Source organism: Pseudofulvibacter geojedonensis, assembly GCF_042675745.1.
GTDB lineage: Bacteria > Bacteroidota > Bacteroidia > Flavobacteriales > Flavobacteriaceae > Pseudofulvibacter > Pseudofulvibacter geojedonensis.
On the sequence record NZ_JBHTJM010000008.1, the window covers coordinates 359320 to 378388 of the forward strand.

At 29.0% G+C, this 19069-nt stretch carries 15 protein-coding genes; 12 read left to right on the forward strand and 3 right to left on the reverse strand.

Annotated elements, in window-relative coordinates; genetic code table 11:
- Window positions 1-63 precede the first annotated feature (63 nt).
- The 9 genes from ACFQ1O_RS08925 to ACFQ1O_RS08965 all read left to right on the forward strand — a co-directional run bounded on the left by ACFQ1O_RS08925 (window position 64) and on the right by ACFQ1O_RS08965 (window position 10168).
- Entirely contained in the window at window positions 64-552 is a 489-nt protein-coding gene (locus ACFQ1O_RS08925; RefSeq protein ID WP_377715526.1) for a hypothetical protein, read from the forward strand.
- A 13-nt stretch (window positions 553-565) separates the two neighbouring features.
- A complete protein-coding gene (locus ACFQ1O_RS08930; protein ID WP_377715527.1) occupies window positions 566-1321 on the forward strand; it encodes a CsgE family curli-type amyloid fiber assembly protein in 756 nt (251 codons plus the stop codon).
- Window positions 1322-1461: 140 nt separating this feature from the next.
- Window positions 1462-1872 (forward strand): curli assembly protein CsgF, encoded by a 411-nt coding sequence (locus ACFQ1O_RS08935; RefSeq protein ID WP_377715529.1) that lies wholly within the window; start codon window positions 1462-1464, stop codon window positions 1870-1872.
- 6 nt (window positions 1873-1878) lie between these two features.
- Complete coding sequence (locus ACFQ1O_RS08940) at window positions 1879-3408, forward strand: CsgG/HfaB family protein (RefSeq protein ID WP_377715531.1); 1530 nt, start codon at window positions 1879-1881, stop codon at window positions 3406-3408.
- Window positions 3409-3431: 23 nt separating this feature from the next.
- Window positions 3432-4928 (forward strand): carboxypeptidase regulatory-like domain-containing protein, encoded by a 1497-nt coding sequence (locus tag ACFQ1O_RS08945; protein ID WP_377715533.1) that lies wholly within the window; start codon window positions 3432-3434, stop codon window positions 4926-4928.
- A gap of 144 nt (window positions 4929-5072) precedes the next feature.
- Window positions 5073-6995 (forward strand): peptidylprolyl isomerase, encoded by a 1923-nt coding sequence (locus ACFQ1O_RS08950; RefSeq protein WP_377715535.1) that lies wholly within the window; start codon window positions 5073-5075, stop codon window positions 6993-6995.
- A 1-nt stretch (window position 6996) separates the two neighbouring features.
- Window positions 6997-7857 (forward strand): peptidyl-prolyl cis-trans isomerase, encoded by an 861-nt coding sequence (locus ACFQ1O_RS08955; protein WP_377715537.1) that lies wholly within the window; start codon window positions 6997-6999, stop codon window positions 7855-7857.
- The gene (locus ACFQ1O_RS08960; protein WP_377715539.1) at window positions 7835-9211 is read left to right on the forward strand and encodes a peptidylprolyl isomerase; all 1377 of its coding nucleotides are present in this window, start codon (window positions 7835-7837) and stop codon (window positions 9209-9211) included. Before ACFQ1O_RS08955 ends, ACFQ1O_RS08960 begins: the two co-directional genes overlap by 23 nt.
- Window positions 9212-9214: 3 nt before the next feature.
- Window positions 9215-10168 carry an AAA family ATPase gene (locus tag ACFQ1O_RS08965; RefSeq protein ID WP_377715541.1) on the forward strand — a complete coding sequence of 318 codons (954 nt, stop codon included), beginning with the start codon at window positions 9215-9217 and terminating at the stop codon, window positions 10166-10168.
- A gap of 18 nt (window positions 10169-10186) precedes the next feature.
- On the opposite strand, the gene ACFQ1O_RS08970 is transcribed toward ACFQ1O_RS08965, so the two are convergent.
- Both ACFQ1O_RS08970 and ACFQ1O_RS08975 read right to left on the reverse strand, forming a co-directional pair.
- Window positions 10187-10789, reverse strand: a complete 603-nt coding sequence (locus tag ACFQ1O_RS08970) for an SCO family protein (protein ID WP_377715543.1) — start codon at window positions 10787-10789, stop codon at window positions 10187-10189.
- A gap of 7 nt (window positions 10790-10796) precedes the next feature.
- The gene (locus ACFQ1O_RS08975; protein ID WP_377715545.1) at window positions 10797-11939 is read right to left on the reverse strand and encodes a hypothetical protein; all 1143 of its coding nucleotides are present in this window, start codon (window positions 11937-11939) and stop codon (window positions 10797-10799) included.
- Window positions 11940-12049: 110 nt separating this feature from the next.
- Here ACFQ1O_RS08975 and ACFQ1O_RS08980 point away from each other — a divergent pair, with 110 nt between their 5' ends.
- Together ACFQ1O_RS08980 and ACFQ1O_RS08985 are read left to right on the forward strand one after the other, a co-directional pair.
- On the forward strand, window positions 12050-13117 hold the full coding sequence (locus tag ACFQ1O_RS08980; protein ID WP_377715547.1) for a hypothetical protein: 1068 nt from the start codon (window positions 12050-12052) through the stop codon (window positions 13115-13117).
- The gene (locus ACFQ1O_RS08985) at window positions 13117-14241 is read left to right on the forward strand and encodes an acyltransferase family protein (RefSeq protein ID WP_377715549.1); all 1125 of its coding nucleotides are present in this window, start codon (window positions 13117-13119) and stop codon (window positions 14239-14241) included. Before ACFQ1O_RS08980 ends, ACFQ1O_RS08985 begins: the two co-directional genes overlap by 1 nt.
- On the opposite strand, the gene ACFQ1O_RS08990 is transcribed toward ACFQ1O_RS08985, so the two are convergent.
- A complete protein-coding gene (locus tag ACFQ1O_RS08990; RefSeq protein ID WP_377715551.1) occupies window positions 14238-15929 on the reverse strand; it encodes an LIC_10190 family membrane protein in 1692 nt (563 codons plus the stop codon). The genes ACFQ1O_RS08985 and ACFQ1O_RS08990 overlap by 4 nt on opposite strands.
- 215 nt (window positions 15930-16144) lie before the next feature.
- Here ACFQ1O_RS08990 and ACFQ1O_RS08995 point away from each other — a divergent pair, with 215 nt between their 5' ends.
- Window positions 16145-18925, forward strand: coding sequence for a bifunctional aconitate hydratase 2/2-methylisocitrate dehydratase (locus tag ACFQ1O_RS08995; RefSeq protein WP_377715553.1), 2781 nt, complete (start codon window positions 16145-16147; stop codon window positions 18923-18925).
- Window positions 18926-19069: the final 144 nt, after the last annotated feature.

Consider the following 19069-nt stretch of genomic DNA (forward strand, 5'->3'; position numbering starts at 1 on the left):
AGTATAAATTAAACAAGCCCTAAAAGTTAGGGCTTGTTTTTATATGATTTAATGTTTAATAAAATGAAAAGATATATAGTACTAATATTAATAATGTTTTTTGGAGCTTTAACAGCTCAAAATTATACAAATACCTCTTCGGAAAGAGAACAGGTAAAATCGTTGTATATATTAGAGCAGGTTAATAGAGTAAATACTACGCCAAATTACAGTTTTAATAATAATGTTTATTTAAGACAAATAGGAAACGAAAACTTATCTAGTGTAATTATTGAATCATCAAAAAGTAATATTAATATTTTACAAAAAGGAGATAAAAACCAAGTACATTTAAATATTAAAGCAACTGAGGTAAATGAAAATATTGTTCAATTAGGAAACAATAATTTTTTTAGAGACTTTAATAGGCGTAATAATTTAAAACATCAAGTAGATGTTTATCAAAAAGGGGATAATCAGCAAATTATGATGAATGGAGCAAATAGTTTGTCTGAAAAAATTAAAATAAGACTAATAGGAAATGATAAAACTATTTATGTAAATAGTTTTTAAAAAAAATAATCACATGAAATTACTTCTATATTTTATTTTTTCTACGTCGATATTCTTAGGGAATCTGAACACTTCGTTAGCTCAACAATTTTTAAATAAAGAAGTTAAGCCTTTATTAGAGATTGAGCAATCTGAAGATGTTTTTTCTGTAATAGGAAAGGCCGAAAATTTATCAAATATTAATAGAAGTTTAGAATATGAACTAATAGTGTTTAAAGAAAATACAAAGACTAAAAATAAAAGCAACAATAAGCAAACAGATAGGTTTGTTATTGAAGCTAAGGAAATAATAACCTTGTCTAAAACATCAATTAATGTTTCTAAAACAGATAAGGTTATTATTTTACTTTTATTAAAAAATGAGGAGGGAGAGATTGTAGGTAGAGATCGTAAAATAATCACAGATAATAGAATAATTCAAAAAGATTATGACAACAAGGTTACCTTAAAGAAAAAGCCATCAGATGGAATAAAACTAAAAGGAGTTGTTTTGGAAAGGGTTAAAACTAAACCAGGAAGAGATTTTTATAACTTCTTTTATAGTAAATACATGACATATAATTTTAAAGACAGTCGTGCAATATTAGTAGAGGAAATACATGATAGAGGAAGAAATACAAAAATCTTTATAAAATTAGATAACAGAAAAATTTACGAATTTTTTGTGCAACCAAATTTAGATTACTTAAAACGAAATGTGGATGTTGCAATTAGGGTTCTTTATCAAGAATTCGAAAAAAAAGAAAAAGATTACATTGTTCGGTATTGATTTTTTTTGTAAATTAATAGAACGTAAAATTATAGATAAAAGCACTCAAATTTATTATAATAAGCTGACAATCATGCTATAGCATTTATACCCTTCATAAAATATTACTACTTATAAATCATTAATTTAATTCAAAAATTATGAATAAAAAAGTATTGATATTACTACTCTTTAATGCATTGTTTGTTTTACCAAACTTGTATAGCCAAAATTTTGTTTACAAGCCAAAAAATCCAGCTTTTGGTGGAGAATCCTTTAATTATCAGTGGTTACAAAGTTCTGCAGATGCTCAAAACTCTTTTTCTGATGAAGATGATGATGAAGAAAATTCTGAGCTAGAAGATTTTGCAGATGACTTAAATAGACAATTGTTAAGTAGAATTAACAGGTTGTTGTTAGATGGTCAGTTTGATTTAAATGGAGATTTACAACCAGGTGTATATACATATGGAAGTTTATCTGTAGAGATTTTTGAATCTACAGAAGGCTTAGTTGTAAATATTTTAGATACAAGCAACGGAGAACAAACACAAGTAATCATTCCTAATTAAAGTTTTATGTTTAAAAAAGTAAGTAACGCTAGTATAGCTGTTATTTGTTTTTTGTTGTCCTCTTGTGGAGCGTACTTCAATCAACCTTTAACAGTTTCAAATGCGGTATTAGGAGAACCAACACCTAATACTAAGAGATTAGTCAATTTACCTGAACCTAAAGATCCTGTAGTTGTGGGTGTATATAATTTTAGAGATCAAACAGGGCAATATAAATTACAAGAAAATGGTAGTAGCTTTAGTACCGCTATTACACAAGGAGCTACAACAATTTTGTTAAAAGCTTTAGAAGATTCTAAATGGTTTAGGGTAATAGAAAGAGAGAACTTAAATAACCTTTTAAATGAGCGTAATATAATTCGTTCCACTCGTCAAGAATACAGAAAAACTTCAAATCCTAACGAACCTCAATTACCTCCTTTACTCTATGCGGGAGTTTTATTAGAAGGTGGTGTTATATCATATGATTCAAATATTGTTACCGGAGGTATTGGAGCAAGATACTTTGGTGTGGGAGGTTCATCGAGGTATAGACAAGATAGGATATCTATTTATTTAAGGGCTATTTCTACATCTAGTGGAGAGGTGTTAAAGACTGTTTATGTTAGTAAAACAATATTATTTCAAGCAATTGATGCTAGTCTTTTTAGGTATGTAAATTTTCAAAGATTATTAGAGGCAGAAACAGGAATTACCAAAAACGAACCAGTTCATATGGCAATTACTGAAGCTATAGAAAAAGCTGTTGAGGCAATGGTGATAGAAGGAGTAGAAGATGGTTTATGGTTGGCTAAAGATAATGCAATTGCACAAGAAACCATTAAATCTTACGAAGCAGAGAAGGAAGAAGCTTCATATAGAAAAATTTATGATAGAATTTATAAAGAAAAAAGAGGAAAAAATGTTTTTGAAATAGGAGGAGGAGCAACTATTTTTAGGAGCGATTATCCAAAAACAAAGGTAGAGCTAATGGCTATACAAGGAGGGTATAAACGTTATTTAACCCCTTATTTTAATTTAGGTGTAAACTATGCCAAATATAATTTAGCAAATAAAGATGTTCCAGCTTTTCAATCTACTTTTGGCTATATGTCTTTTGATTTAAAGGCCGAAGTTAACTTATTACCTTATGATGATTTGTCACCCTATTTATTTACTTCGGCAGGTTACAATGTTTCAAATTATTTCAAAGATAATCACCCTAAAATAGAATATGGTGTTGGTTTAGAATATTTATTATCAGAAAAAGTAGGAATGAATTTGTATGGCGGTTACAACATTGTTTTTAATGATGAGTTAGATCAAGTAGCTGCAGGAAAGAGAGATGACCATTTTTTACGTTTCGGTGCTGGATTAAATTTTTATTTGTTCAATAAAAAAAAGAAAAAAGGATCTAAAAAGATAACTGAAAAATTAGATATAAGCAATCCGATAAAAGTAGCAGAAGAAGTTAGTAATAAAGGTTCAATTTCTAAAAGGGAGTTGAGAAAACTAAGAAGGCAAAATAGAAAATCATTGAGAAAAAATAGCAATTAAGATTGTGGTAAAAAATAATAGATATGAAAAAAATAATAAAATATATAAGTTTAAGTATTCTTTTATTGGTTTCTAGTTGTAGTGAAGATTCTCTTGATGCTACTGGATTCGGAACAATTACAGGTACTGTAGTTCTAAAAGGGAGTAATGAACCTGTTGAAAATGTGAAGATTGCTACTAACCCTAATTCTAATACAGTTTTTACAGATGCTAGTGGAAATTTTGTCCTGAGTAATATACCAAGCGGACAATATTCTGTAGAAGCATCTAAAGAAGGGTTATTAACAAGTTTTGAGGGAGTTACGGTTATTACAAATCAAAGTATAGGAACTATTTTTGAAATGTTACCAGAAACAACAACTAACACGGCACCTGTTCAGCCCAATTTACTTACGCCTTTAGATAATACTATGGATTTAGATATAACTGTTGAATTGACTTGGGAGAGTAGTGACTTAGATGAAGATCCATTGACTTATTCTATTGAATTGAGAAATGACCAAAACTCAACAGTTCAAATGATAGAAAATATTACAGAGCCTAATTATACTTTAACAGATCTTAGTTTTGGAACACAATATTTTTGGCAAATAGGTGTGAGCGATGGTGTTAATGATATTGTATGGAGTAACTCTCAATCCTTTTTTACAACAACAGATCCTCAGCACCGATTTTTCTTTACAAGGAATATTGGCGGTAATGATGTAATTTTTTCTGGAGAACAAGATGGAGAAGATTCGGTTATAGAATTACAATTAACAGAAAGTTCTCAAAACAGTTGGAGGCCAAGAAAAAATAATACCATTGGTAGAGTAGCTTTTCTAAGAAGTGTAGGAGCAGAAACACACATTTTTTCGATGCTGCCTGATGGCTCTGATATTATACAAATAACAAATTCAATACCGGTTTCAGGTTTTAAATTATCTGAAGTTGATTTTAGTTGGTCTACTAGTGGAGATAAAATTTTATATCCAAGTTTTGATAAACTTTATTCAATAAATAATGATGGTAGTGGTTTAACCTTAGTTTATCAAACTTCAAATGGAGATTTTATAACGGAATGTGACTGGAGTTTTAATGGAACAACAATTGCGTTGAAAACAAATAATGTAAATGGTTATGGAGCTTCTATTTATACAATCGATATGGCGGGTAATGTTTTAACAACTGTTTTATCTGGAATAAATGGAGCTGTTGGAGGTATCAATTTTTCGGTAGATGGCACTAAACTATTATACTCACATGATATTTCTGGTTTTGAAGATCCATCTTACAGACAGCTAGATACTCATGTATTTGTATATGATTTTGGAACTACTACCAGTTTAGATATATCTGCTAGTAAACCAATTGGTTTTGTAGATGTAGATCCAAGGTTTTCGCCTAATGAAGCAGAGGTAATATGTGCTCATGGGAGTAATGATGGTATATCTGAAAAAACTTTATTAACCATAGACTTAGACCAATTAGCTACAAGAACAGAACTATTTACTAATGCTAAGATGCCAGACTGGGAGTAATAGAGTATAAATAATAATGATACTGAATATTCAAATGAATGTTCAGTATTTTATTTTTAAAAAGTATTTTCTGAAAAAGTTTTGAGGTTGTATTCTAGTTAAGATTTGCTATTTTTGCTAGCATCAAGAAATAAACCTACAAAAATGAAAAAATCAATAACCGCATTATTTATTATATTATTTTCTGCTAGTTTATATGCACAAAACCAAGAAGTATTATTTACAGTAGAAAATAATCCTACAACTAATAAAGAGTTTAAAAGAGTTTATAATAAAAATATTGATTTAGTTAAAGACGAAAAACAAAAAGATATTGATGAATATCTTAATTTATATATCAATTATAAATTAAAGCTTCAAGAAGCTATTTCTATGGGGTTAGATAAAGAACCTCAGTATAAAAGAGAATTAAGTTCATATAGAAATCAATTAGCTAAAAAGTATTTAACAGATACACAGGTTTCTGAAAAACTTTTAAAGGAAGCTTATGAAAGAACTATAAATGAGGTTAATGCAAACCATATATTAGTTAGAGTTGACGAAAATGCAAAACCAAGCGATACATTAAAAGCTTATACCAAAATCAAAGAGTTAAAAGATCAAGCTTTAAAGGAAGGTTTTAATATCACTATGAAATCTGTTCATAACGGAAACACTGTTTTTGGAGAATCATTAGGTTATTTTAACGCTTTTAGAATGGTTTATTTATTCGAAAGTGCAGCATATAATACTCCAGTAGGAGAGATATCTGAACCATTTAGAACTAAGTTTGGATATCATATTGTTAATATAATAGACAAAAGGAAGTCTAGAGGAGAAGTTACAGTAGCTCATATCATGATTTCTGATAATAACAAGACTTTAACTGGCACCTCAAAAGAAAGAATAGATGAATTATATAAACAATTAAAAGAAGGATCGGTTTTCGAAGATTTGGCTAGACAATTTTCTGATGATAAAAACTCAGCTAAAAAAGGAGGAAAATTGAATCGTTTTGGTGCAGGAAAATTAAATGCCAAAAAATTTGAAGAAACAGCTTTCAATCTTCAAGAAGAAGGAGAAATATCTAAGCCTATTAAAACAAATTTCGGGTGGCATATTATAAAGTTATTAAAAAAACATGACGTACCTACTTTTGAAGAGTTAAAAACAGAGTTAAATAGAAAAATAACTAAAGATTCAAGGTCAAAAATTATAAATGCTAAATTTTATAAATCATTAAAAAATCGATATAATTTTAAATTACAGCCTAATGCAAAAGGAAATATATTAAAAGTTGTCAATAAAAACTTTTTTAATGGTTCTTTAGATGAAAATAACAAAGTTTATAAAGAGGTGATGGCTACTTATGCTAGTGAGTCTATTAGTTACCTTGATTATTATAAATATTTAAAAGCAAGATCTCGTAAGTTTAAAAATTATACAAATTTTGAAAATCTTGTTAGTGAGAGTTTAAATACTTATACCAATCAACAGGTGTATTCTTATCATGATGGAAACTTAGAAAATGAGTTTGAGGATTTTGCTGCCATTATGCAAGAATATAAAGAAGGATTGTTGTTATTTGAGTTGATGGAAAAAGAAATATGGAAAAAATCTAAAACAGATACAATAGGCTTAAAAAAGTATTACGACGCAAATAAGAGTAAGTATTTTTGGGATAAGCGTGTAGAGGCTATAGTTGCAACAACTAAGTCAAAAAAAGAGGCCAAGAAAATTTGTAAAATCTTAAAAGAAACCAATACCGATATACAAAAGATAAAAGATATAAAAGGAGTAGTTGTATCTGAAGGTATGTTTGAAAAAAATAATAGAGAAATTCCATCTAAAGCAAAACTAGAGAAGGGAGTATCTAAAATTTTTAGGCACAATAGCCAATATGTCGTGTTAGATATTAAGCGTATTCTTCCTCCATCTCAAAAAGAGTTTGATGAAGTTAAAGGGAATGTTATCAATGATTATCAAATACAATTAGAGAAAAATTGGTTGAAAAATTTAAGAGAAAAATACTCTGTAGTTGTAAACGAGGAAATGTTAAAAAAGGTAAAAAAAGAATTAACCAAATAATTTGAATTTTTTTAGACTATACATATTTTTTTTACTTGTATCTATAAGCTTTTTATCGTGTGATTTTTTAGTACCTAAAAAAGAAGAAAATCTTATAGCAAGAGTACAGGATACATATTTATATGAAAGTGAATATCTAAAGCTGTTCCCTGACAATATAGCAAGAGAAGATAGTTTGTTATTTGCAAACCAAATAATAAATAATTGGGCTACAAAGCAGATATTAAAGCAAAAAGCAATTTTAAATTTAGATCAGAATACACAGGAAAAATTTAATCGTTTAGCAGAAGCTTACAAGTTAGATTTGTATACCAATGCTTATCTAGATGCCTTAGTAACAAAAGAAATAGATACAGTTATTACAGCTATAGAAATAGATACTCTTTACAAACAAACTGCTTTGAATTTTAAGCTGAATGAAGAAGTTCTTCAGTTTAGATATATAGTTATAAATAAAGAACACAAAGAATTAGAAAAAGTAAAAGAAAAGTTTCTAAAGTTTGATAATAATGATAAAATAGATTTAGATTCACTGTCTATTCAATTTCATTCTTATATGTTAAATGATTCAACTTGGGTTAAAAAAACACAGTTGTTAAGAAGATTGCCAATCTTAAAAGAAAACGATCACATTCAATTGTTAAAAAAATCTAATTTTTTACAACTAGAAGATTCATTAAGAGTATATTTGGTGCGAGTTAATAATTTGTTGAGAAGAGGTGAGCAGGCTCCTCTAGAATATGTTAAACCAACTTTAGAGCAAATTATTCAAAACAAAAGAAAATTAGAACTTATAAAGCAATTAGAAATTGATATTAGAAAAGATGCCTTACAGAATAATGAATTTGAAATCTATAACTAGTATATTTACTGTAGTTTTTTTAGCAACAAACTTATTACAAGCTCAAGACTCTACAGCCATAAGCAAAGCAAAAATAGATGGAGTTTCGGCAGTTGTTGGTGATTATATTGTGCTAGATTCTGATGTAGATAAAATGTACATTGAGTTAAAGAGTCAAGGTGTATCAACAGAAGATGTTACCCGTTGTAATATTATGGGTAAATTATTAGAAGACAAACTTTATGCGCATCATGCTATTCAAGATAGTATAACCGTATCTGATGATGAAATTAATAGTGATGTTAATCAACAGATAGACTATATGAAGTCTCAAATGGGAGGCGATATGAAAAAAGTATTATCATTTTATAAAAAAGATGACGAAGCTGCTTTTAGAAAAGAATTGTTTGAGCTGATTAAAACCAACAGGCTTGCTAGTAAAATGACTAGAAAAATAGTAGAAGATGTAGAAATTAGTCCTGAAGAAGTTTATACTTTTTTTAATGAAATTCCAGAAGCAGATAGACCAACTTTTGGAACAGAATTAAAAATAGCTCAAATAGTTATAAAACCAAAAACACCTCAAAGAGAAATAGACAAAGTTGTAGATAGATTGAAACAGTTTAAAGCAGATGTTTTAGAAAACGGAGCTAGTTTTGCATCTAAAGCTGTTTTATATTCTAAAGATGAGCCTTCTAGAAGTACAGGTGGTAAATATACCTTGCACAGAAAAAAACCAAGAATGGTTAAGGAATTTAGAGATGTAGCTTTTAGTTTAGAAGAGGGAGAAATATCAGAACCTTTTAAAACAGAGTTTGGATATCATATTTTGATGGTAGATCAAATAAGAGGACAAGAAGTTGATATTCGTCATATATTACTAATGCCAGAGACTTCTAATGAAAATTTAGACGAAGCTAGATCAACAATAGATACTTTAAGAACCAGAATAGTTGACAAAGAGTTAACTTTTGCAGATGCAGCATTAGAATTTTCTGATGAGAAAGAAACAAAATTTGATGGAGGTCAATTACGTAATCCAGAAACATTTGATCATAGTTTCGAATTAACCAAAATGGATCCTTCTTTGTATGCTCAAGTGGTTAACTTAAAAGAGGGAGAAGTGTCAGATCCTATATTAGAATATAGTAGAACTGGTGAAGCTTTTTATAAAATTTTGGTAGTGACAGATAGAAAAGAAGAGCATGTGGCAACATACGGCAAAGATTTTTTAAAAATAAAAGAATTAGCTTTAAAAGAAAAACAAGTTGAAACCATTGCTAAATGGCAAAAAGAAAAAATTAAAGATACTTATATAAAAATAACTGGCGATTATAGAAATTGCGAGTATACTAATAACTGGTTAAAAAAATAATATATGTCAGACGTAGCAGCTATAAATTCACTTGTAGAAAAACATAAATTATTAAAGCAAGAAATTGCAAAAATAATAGTAGGGCAAGAAGCTGTTATAGATCAAATATTATTGTCGGTTTTTTCAGGGGGGCATGCTTTATTAGTTGGTGTTCCTGGTTTAGCTAAAACACTAATGGTTAATACCATAGCTCAAACTTTAGGGTTGAATTTTAAAAGAATTCAATTTACGCCAGATTTAATGCCATCTGATATTTTAGGAAGTGAAATATTAGATAACAATAGAGAGTTTAAGTTTATAAAAGGTCCGGTGTTTGCCAACATTATTTTGGCAGATGAAATTAATAGAACACCACCTAAAACTCAAGCTGCTTTGTTAGAGGCTATGCAAGAAAGGTCTGTAACTGTAGCAGGAAATCATTATAAGTTAGATTTACCTTATTTTGTTTTGGCTACTCAAAACCCTATTGAGCAGGAGGGAACTTACCCATTACCAGAAGCTCAATTAGATCGTTTTATGTTTGCTATTGAATTGACTTATCCAACCTTTCAAGAAGAAGTAAATGTAGTTAAAAACACTACTGGTAGCCTTAATGTTAAAGTTAATAAGCTTTTTGATGCTCCAGAAATTATTAAATATCAAGAGTTAATTAGAAGAATACCTGTTGCAGATAATGTAATAGAATATGCTGTAAACTTAGTAAGGAAAACAAGGCCTAATGAATCTGATGCTACAGATTTAGTTAAGCAATACATAGATTGGGGAGCGGGTCCTAGAGCTTCTCAAAACTTAATTTTGGCTGCTAAAACACATGCAGCACTTCAGGGTAAATTTTCGCCAGATATAGAAAATGTGCAAGCTGTAGCTATTGGCATATTACAACATAGAATAGTAAAAAACTACAAAGCAGAAGCAGAAAGAATTACCAAAGAATCTATTATAAATTCACTGTTTTAAAATAGTTCTGTGTTTTAATTATTCTTCACTAAGTAGAATAGTAATATCTTTTTTAAGCAAGCTAAGTTCGCTGTCAGATAAAATATCATAAAACCCTCTTATTTGCTGTTGTTTATCTAATAAAGCTAAGTAACTTGAATGATAAAAATCTGTACCATCTTCATTTGGTTTAAAGTTGGTTTTTAAAAGTTGAGCCATTTTTTGTAAATCTGTTTCATTTTTGGCACGTAATAAGTTCCATTGTTGATGATTGATCCCTGAAATTTCAGAATAATATTGAAGCTTTTCAATACTATCTCTTTTTAAGTCAATTGTAATAGAAAATTGTTGAAAATCTTTATAATTTTTAAACTCCTCTGCTAAATTTAGCTGTTTTAACTTCATTGGAGGACAAATAGATGGACAAGAAGTAAAAAAGAAATTAAATGTATGTACTTTACCTAAGGTGTTTTTAGGGGTAACGATTTTTCCGTATTGATTAACAAAGCTGAAGTTATCTATCTTATAATTTTTCTTCTCACCGTTAATAATATGATAGCTTAACACAGGTAAAACATCTCCATTTTCTTTTTTACAAGAAATTAAAAATAATATACATATAAACAGAAAGAAAGGTTTCAAGGTATAGTTATTTATTAAGCGTATTAATTTTATTGTTCATTTCTGGATCATAATAAAAAATAGCCATGCTACCCATCATTTCTTGATCTTGATTGGTTGTATTATTTACGTTTAAAACCATTTCATATTCATGATCTTTATATAACCACACTCCATCTTTACTGGTAAAAACTGGGGTGTTTTTTAAGCCAGTTTTATTAGAGTAGTTTTCACTAATACATTCATAAATAATTGTATTAGTAGTTTTGTCTTTTAAAATAAATTTTTCAGCAAACGGATGTAAGTGAGAGGTAACCTGGTGCAATCTAATACTATCTTTAATAGCCAATTGTTCTGTGGTATTATAGGTGTATTGGTGTTTTCCTGGAGAGAATATCCAATGGCCTGATAGTGGATTACCCTGTTGATCTTGATACGTATGATTTTTTGTTTCTACTGGGATACATGCATTAGGCATTAATTCTGTTGGACCAGCATAAGGGTCGTCTGCATTAAATGGTAGCATCATAAAAATAGTTTTTGGTTGCAAAGCTTGTAGCCTTTGATCCTGGTCTTTAATAAAGCCAATTTCTATTTTATGCTTTACATGAAAACTTGAGTCTGTAATGTTGTGGTTTAAAGCTTGAGCATTTAAAAATAATTTTTCATTAGAATAAACCGGAAACCCATATCCTTCAGGTAATTCAAACTCTTCAATACCATTGCTTATTGAGGTAATTCTTGGATAACTTTGATTAATTCTATTGGTTAAATCCCATCTGTTATAATGCTCAGCTGCCCTAAACTCAAAATTAGTATGGCATACAAAATCGTTGGAAAGTCTTTGTTTTTCATTTGTGGCATAAACGTTCGTTTTAAAAGAAGTAAGCCATAGCAACTCTTCCTTTTCTTCATTTATTGTTACGTATTTATCAGATTTTGGGCCTTCCATAGATTTATAAATATCAGCAATAATAAAAGTTGGAGTAGTAAACACTACCTTATTATCTGATAATTCTTTCTTCCACTCAGAGTCTATTAAATTTAAAGAATAATAAACTTTAGATTTAATAAGTTCTTGATGTCTTTTTTTTAGTGATTTAAAATAAGTAAAACCTCCTAAGAGTAATAGGATAAAAAAAGAGAGTATATAAAGTTTTTTACGTTTCATTTTTTTAACAATGAATTGAATTTGCAAGTTACTTAAAAATACTTTTTTTGATGTTTAATACTTCATATAATATGATTACTTTAGTGCAAATTTTGTATTTAATTAGTTAAATGTCAATAGAATTGTTTAAAAATGATAAGTTACAAGTAGTAAGGGCAGTTTCTTTTCTGGTTTTTTTGATACCAATGTTGCTAACTAAATCATTGTGGTTTTCTACCCGTAATTTTCCAACAATTCCTTTATTCGATACTTTTTCAATAACTAATATTTATTTTGATGTTTTTTTATTAGTCACTTTTTTATCTTTTTTTGTTTGGTTTATCATAAATCCAAATTGGAAAATAGGACTTCCGGTTGTAATAATATATACACTTTGGGCTCTTTTAGATCAGAATAGAATACAGAATTTTTTCTTTGAAATTATATATGTAGTACTTGCTTTAACCATATTTAGTAATAACATTAAACTAGCTAAAGAGTGTTTGTTGTTAATTTTTGTAGGGACATATTTTTATAGTGGTCTGCATAAGTACAATGATTTGTTTTTCGAAAAATGGATGGGTGGTCTTGATAAGCGTATTCCTTTTATACCTTATTGGATGCGATCTCTATTTACCAATGCCATTCCATTTATAGAAGCAGCTTTTGGACTTGGATTATTGTTTATTAAAACAAGAAAAATAGTTATTTGGTTATTAGCTTGTATGCACGGTATTATAATAGTAACGCTACTAAAAGACTCTTTTGGTTTTGCAGTAATACCACTTAATATTTTTAATGTATTTGTTTTATATTATTTATTCTATGAAGATTCAGAAATAAATTTTAAAAGTATTTTTAAAATAAATCATGTTAAAAAAGTAGTTTTTTTATTGATAACAATCATATTTCCTTGTTTTAATTTTTTAGGAAAATACGATCATATTTTAGCTTTTAGTTATTTATCGGGTAAACCAAAATACGCAAGAGTTTATATAGATAAAAGGGATTTAAAAAGTTTTCCTATTGGTATTCAGAGCTCTATTAGAGAGTTTAATGGAATGTATTATATAGATTTTAATGAATGGGCAGGAAAAACAATAAAAGTATTGGTGTATCCAGAAGAAAGAGTTTATAAAGATGTTAAGGCATATTTAGATCAATACGCTAAAATTCCAACAGAGATAGAATATTATTAATGATAACTAAAGATCGAATTTTTGGGTTAGATTTTATTAGAGCTTTTGCTACCATTTTAGTAATAGCTTCTCATGGAGCATTATTATTTCCGGGCTATAATAACTTAGTAACAGATGCTTTACAGTTGTTAGGAGTTTTTGGAGTAGAAATGTTTTATGTATTAAGTGGTTTTTTAATAGGAGGTATTTTATTAAAATTACTTGATAAAAATAGCTTGACAATACATACAGTAAAGTATTTTTGGGTAAGAAGATGGTTTAGAACTCTACCATTGTATTTTTTAATATTACTAATTAATATTGTTAAGTCAATTATTTTTTCTGAGGCCTTACCTGGTCAATTATGGAAATATTTTTTCTTTTTACAAAACTTCAACCATAAGCAATCGTATTTTTTTCCAGAATCATGGAGTTTAACTGTTGAAGAGTTTTCTTATGTGTTTGCTCCACTTTTAATACTAGTTTTAATTAAATTAGTGAGAGATAGGGCTAAGGCTTTTTTATTGGCTAGTATTTTTGCAATTGTATTTTTTATAGGAGTTAAATTATCATATTATTTTTCTAATGTTCATAATTATGAAGATTTGATTATTTGGAATGCAAGCCTAAAAGGGGTTGTGGTTTATAGGTTAGATAGTATATTTTATGGTTTTTTAATGGCTTATCTTTTTAATAAGCATATTAGAATCTTTAAAAGATATAAAATGTATATGTTGTTATTCGGTATGGTATTATTTTTTCTTATTTATGGAATAATGATAGTTACTAAATTTCAAATAACAGGAGTTAAATTTTTCTGGAATGTTCTCTATTTACCTCTTAATTCAATAGCAATTGCAAGCTGTTTACCATTTATTTATTACTTGTCAAAACCAAATGTCATGCTAAAGAATTTAATACAGAATATTAGCATGTATTCGTATTCAATATACTTAATACACTATTCTTTAATACTTTCTTTTATGGTTAAGTATTTGCCATTGAATTCTTTTTCTATTATTCAAAAATGGGCTTTACTTTTACTTTATACAATTTTAAGTTATTTGTTATCATCTTATATGTATAAGTATTTTGAAAAGCCTATGATGGATCTTCGTGATAAGCCAATATTTAAAAAGCCTTAATTATTAGTCTTAACAGATTTAAAACCATCTTTTAATAGGTGAGTTCTTTTTCTAGGTATATATTGATAATGTTTATCAATGTATTTAATTAAAACCTCGTTACTTGTTGGTAGTTTTCCATTTCCAGTCGAAAAAGGAAAATCTTCATTTGCAGGAGAATAAAACTCAAAATTATTGTAACTATTTAATTTGTATTCTTTTATTTTAGATATGCCTGAAGGTTTTATTAAATTATTTAAACTGAATGTATTTAAAGATAAATTAAACTTGTTGGTACTAATTTTGTTAAGGTCTATAGGAATAAATACGGGGATATAACTTGCAATAACTGATGTAGTAATAATTACTAAGATTATTTTCTTTGATTTAATAAGTGAAATAAATACGAATATAGATAAGAATATAATACCCATAAAAAAGAAACGATATTGAGGAGATAAATGCCATATCAATATTAGCTGAGACACACATATCAAGTATAATATCCAGTAAGTATTTGTGTGTTTTTTTAGAGTAATTATAAAGGGAGCCAATACAATAAGCAATGAGTAAAATATATTAAATATGCTATGTAACTTGGGTATTGTAAGCCAGAATTTTACTTTTTCAAGTAAACTTAATTTATTTAAATCATCAAGAGGTATATTATTAAAACCACATAAATAAGTAAATTTTCCATATTCAGATATTAGTATATTGGGTTGTTTCCAATCTGGAGAAAAAATATCAATACTAGTAAGAGGATATAGAATATAGCCAGAGATGATATAATTTTTTAAAATAAATAATACAGCTGGCACAATACAAAGTATGCTATAGGTAGTGGTAAAAGATTTTACATTACTATAATGTTTTAAAAATAAAAATATAGGTATAATAACCATTATAGCTGCGGTAACTTTAATAGTACACACCATTAGACTTAAACATAAAACTTCAGTAAATTGTTTTGAGTTGATATTTTTAAACCGAATAATAAATAAATAAAATAGAATACTACATAACAAGAAGATTGGTATATCTGGAGATGGAGTATTAATAAATTGCATTAAAAAAGCAAAGAAAAATAGTACGCCAAAAATAAATGCAAACTCAATTTTTTCTTTAGTATAAACTGAAAGTTTTTCAATAGATATGAATGAGAATAGAAGTAGCACATACCCATTTAAATCATTTAATAGATCTGTTATAGGATAAAAATTCAATCCAGACTGTAAAATATGCCAACCAGAAGTTTGTCCAAAAAACAAATGTAGGTTAGCAAGTCCTTTAACAAAACCATACTCATTTATCCATTTAATAGATTGAATATAATAGCTTTCATTATCTAATAAGTAAGGAGCTGTACTGCTTTGAGTTAATAAAATAAAAGCAATACAAATAAATAAGCATCTATATACGAAAGACCAATTCTTAACACTCTTTTTTATTTTTTTTATGTGATCAAAAACATCTGATCTATACTTAAAAAAAAGTATAGTATTAATTATAAGTATGCTCAGGTAAAAAGCTCCATTAATCGGAATAAAAAAAGCAGCTATCCATATAGCTATCATATATAAAAATAAGCCCAACAAATGCTGAGTGAACATATTAGAATAACTAATATTTATAATGTTTTCTAAAGCTAAACTAAAGTTAAGGCTAATAAAAAACATAAAAAACCAACTAATAAGTATATAGAGCATTCACTTAAAATTAATTATGATTACATACAAATATTATTGATATTGATTAATTAACAAAAAATAACGAGTAATTTTTACATTTATTAAAAATAGAATGTTAAAAATAAGGATCTGATAAAAATAATTCACACAAAGTCTTTATCGGTTGAATATCTTTTAATTGAGTCCTGTTTTTCGTACTTTCGCGGGAATAATAACAGACAATAAAGACAATTATGAGCATTTATAAAGATTATCTAAAAGAGATAGATGAAAGAAAAGGTCAAGGCTTACACCCAAAACCAATTGATGGAGCAGAACTAGTAAGTGAGTTAATCACACAAATTATAGATGTAAATAACGAGCATAGAAAAGAATCATTAAATTTCTTTATTTACAATGTTTTACCAGGTACTACTAGTGCTGCTGGAGTGAAAGCTAAGTTTTTAAAGCAAATAATTCTTGGGTTGTATAATGTTGAAGAAATTACTCCTGCTTTTGCTTTTGAGTTATTATCTCATATGAAAGGAGGACCTTCTATTGAAGTATTATTAGATTTAGCTTTAGGAAATGACGAAGCAATAGCTCAAGAAGCGGCTAAAGTTTTGAAGACACAGGTGTTTTTATATGAAGCAGATACAGAGCGTTTAGAAACAGCTATGAAGTCAGGTAATTCAATAGCTAAAGATATCATTGAAAGCTATGCTCAAGCAGAATTCTTTACTAAATTACCAGAAATAGACGAAGAAATAGAAATAGTAACTTATGTTGCAGGAATAGGAGATATTTCTACAGATTTATTATCTCCAGGAGCTGATGCACACTCTAGATCAGATCGTGAGTTGCATGGGCAATGTATGTTTGAACACAACAAACAAATGCAACAAGAAGTTTTAGATCTAAAGGCTCAGCATCCAGATAAGCGTATTATGTTAATCGCAGAAAAAGGAACTATGGGAGTAGGTTCTTCAAGAATGTCTGGTGTAAATAATGTAGCATTATGGACAGGTGTTTCTTCTAGTCCGTATGTGCCATTTATCAATATAGCTCCAGTAATTGCAGGAACTAATGGAATTGCACCAATTTTCTTAACCACTGTTGGAGTTACAGGAGGTATTGGTATAGATTTAAAGAACTGGGTTAAGCAAAAAGACGAGAACGGAAATACGATTGTAGATAAAGATGGAGAGCCTATTTTAAAGCAGGTATACTCTGTAGATACAGGAACTGTTCTTACAATTAATACAAAAGAGAAGAAGTTATATAACGGAGATCAAGAGTTAAAAGATATTTCTACTGCTTTAACTCCACAAAAAATGGAGTTTATAAAGGCGGGAGGATCTTATGCTGTAGTTTTCGGTAAAAAATTACAAACTTTTGCATGTAAAGCTTTAGGGATTGATGTTCCTCAGGTTTATGCTCCTTCAAAAGAAATTTCTATAGATGGGCAAGGATTAACGGCTGTTGAGAAAATTTTCAATAAGAATGCTGTTGGTACAACTCCAGGAAAAACATTGCATACAGGCTCTAATGTTCGTGTAGAAGTAAATATTGTAGGTTCTCAAGACACTACAGGTTTAATGACTTCACAGGAATTAGAAATGATGGCAGCTACCGTTATTTCTCCAATAGTAGATGCGGGTTATCAATCTGGATGTCATACGGCTTCTGTATGGGATGATAAGTCTAAGGCTAATATTCCTAGGTTAATGAAGTTCATGAACGATTTCGGTTTAATTACAGCTCGTGACCCTAAAGGACAGTATCATGCAATGACAGATGTTATTCATAAAGTGTTGAATGACATAGCAGTTGATGATTGGGATGTAATTATTGGAGGTGATTCTCATACTCGTATGTCTAAAGGTGTTGCTTTTGGTGCCGATTCTGGTACAGTAGCTTTAGCTTTAGCTACAGGAGAGGCTACCATGCCTATTCCAGATTCGGTAAAAGTTACTTTTAAAGGTAACATGAAAGGATATATGGATTTCCGTGATGTAGTACATGCAACACAACAACAAATGTTGAAACAGTTTGGAGGAGAAAATGTATTCCAAGGAAGAATTATTGAAGTACATATTGGGACATTAACTTCAGATCAAGCCTTTACATTTACAGATTGGACGGCTGAAATGAAAGCGAAAGCATCTATCTGTATTTCAGAAGATGAAACATTAATAGAGTCATTAGAAATTGCTAGAGATCGTATCCTTATCATGATTGAGAAAGGTATGGATAACGAAAAACAAGTATTAAAAGGATTAGTAGATAAGGCTAATGCTAGAATACAAGAAGTTAAAACTGGAATTAGACCAGCGTTAAGACCAGATGCTAACGCAAAGTATTATGCAGAGGTTGTTATAGATTTAGATGAAATAGTTGAACCTATGATTGCTGACCCAGATGTGCATAATGACGATCCTTCTAAGCGTTATACTCACGATACTATTCGTCCGCTATCTTATTATGGAGGAACCAAACAAGTAGATTTAGGATTTGTAGGTTCTTGCATGGTACATAAAGGAGATATGCAAATCTTAGCTCAGATGTTAAAGAATATTGAAGCATTACAAGGAGAGGTTGAATTCAAAGCTCCTTTAGTTGTAGCGCCACCAACATACAATATTGTAGATGAATTAAAGGCAGAAGGAGATTGGGATGTTTTAGCTAAATATGCTGGGTTTGTTTTTGATGATGATAATCCAAAAGCTTCGGCGCGTACCAAATATGAAAATAAATTGTATTTAGAGCGCCCAGGTTGTAACCTATGTATGGGTAACCAAGAAAAAGCAGAGCCAGGAGATACGGTTATGGCTACTTCTACACGTTTATTTCAGGGCCGTGTAGTAAAAGATGCAGAAGGTAAGAAAGGAGAATCACTTTTATCATCAACTCCGGTAGTAGTATTATCAACTATTCTAGGAAGAACTCCTACAATGGAAGAATATGAGGCTGCGGTTAACGGAATTGTATTAACTAAGTTTAAACCATCCACTAAAGAATTAGTAATGAACTAATTAATAAGATAATTATTTAAAACTATATAAAGCCTGAGTATCATAAACTCAGGTTTTTTTTATGCTGATCGGATTAGAGATATGGTACTACTAAATGTATTTTCTCTACATTATTCTGAGTTTGTTTTATAACTCATGTTATAT

Coding starts and splice junctions, on each gene's coding strand:
- ACFQ1O_RS08965 (WP_377715541.1), top strand. CDS start 9,215: ATGTCAGACGTAGCAGCTATAAATTCACTTGTAGAAAAACATAAATTA.
- ACFQ1O_RS08930 (WP_377715527.1), top strand. CDS start 566: ATGAAATTACTTCTATATTTTATTTTTTCTACGTCGATATTCTTAGGG.
- ACFQ1O_RS08945 (WP_377715533.1), top strand. CDS start 3,432: ATGAAAAAAATAATAAAATATATAAGTTTAAGTATTCTTTTATTGGTT.
- ACFQ1O_RS08985 (WP_377715549.1), top strand. CDS start 13,117: ATGATAACTAAAGATCGAATTTTTGGGTTAGATTTTATTAGAGCTTTT.
- ACFQ1O_RS08980 (WP_377715547.1), top strand. CDS start 12,050: ATGTCAATAGAATTGTTTAAAAATGATAAGTTACAAGTAGTAAGGGCA.
- ACFQ1O_RS08935 (WP_377715529.1), top strand. CDS start 1,462: ATGAATAAAAAAGTATTGATATTACTACTCTTTAATGCATTGTTTGTT.
- ACFQ1O_RS08995 (WP_377715553.1), top strand. CDS start 16,145: ATGAGCATTTATAAAGATTATCTAAAAGAGATAGATGAAAGAAAAGGT.
- ACFQ1O_RS08940 (WP_377715531.1), top strand. CDS start 1,879: ATGTTTAAAAAAGTAAGTAACGCTAGTATAGCTGTTATTTGTTTTTTG.
- ACFQ1O_RS08960 (WP_377715539.1), top strand. CDS start 7,835: ATGAATTTGAAATCTATAACTAGTATATTTACTGTAGTTTTTTTAGCA.
- ACFQ1O_RS08950 (WP_377715535.1), top strand. CDS start 5,073: ATGAAAAAATCAATAACCGCATTATTTATTATATTATTTTCTGCTAGT.
- ACFQ1O_RS08925 (WP_377715526.1), top strand. CDS start 64: ATGAAAAGATATATAGTACTAATATTAATAATGTTTTTTGGAGCTTTA.
- ACFQ1O_RS08990 (WP_377715551.1), bottom strand. CDS start 15,929: ATGCTCTATATACTTATTAGTTGGTTTTTTATGTTTTTTATTAGCCTT.
- ACFQ1O_RS08975 (WP_377715545.1), bottom strand. CDS start 11,939: ATGAAACGTAAAAAACTTTATATACTCTCTTTTTTTATCCTATTACTC.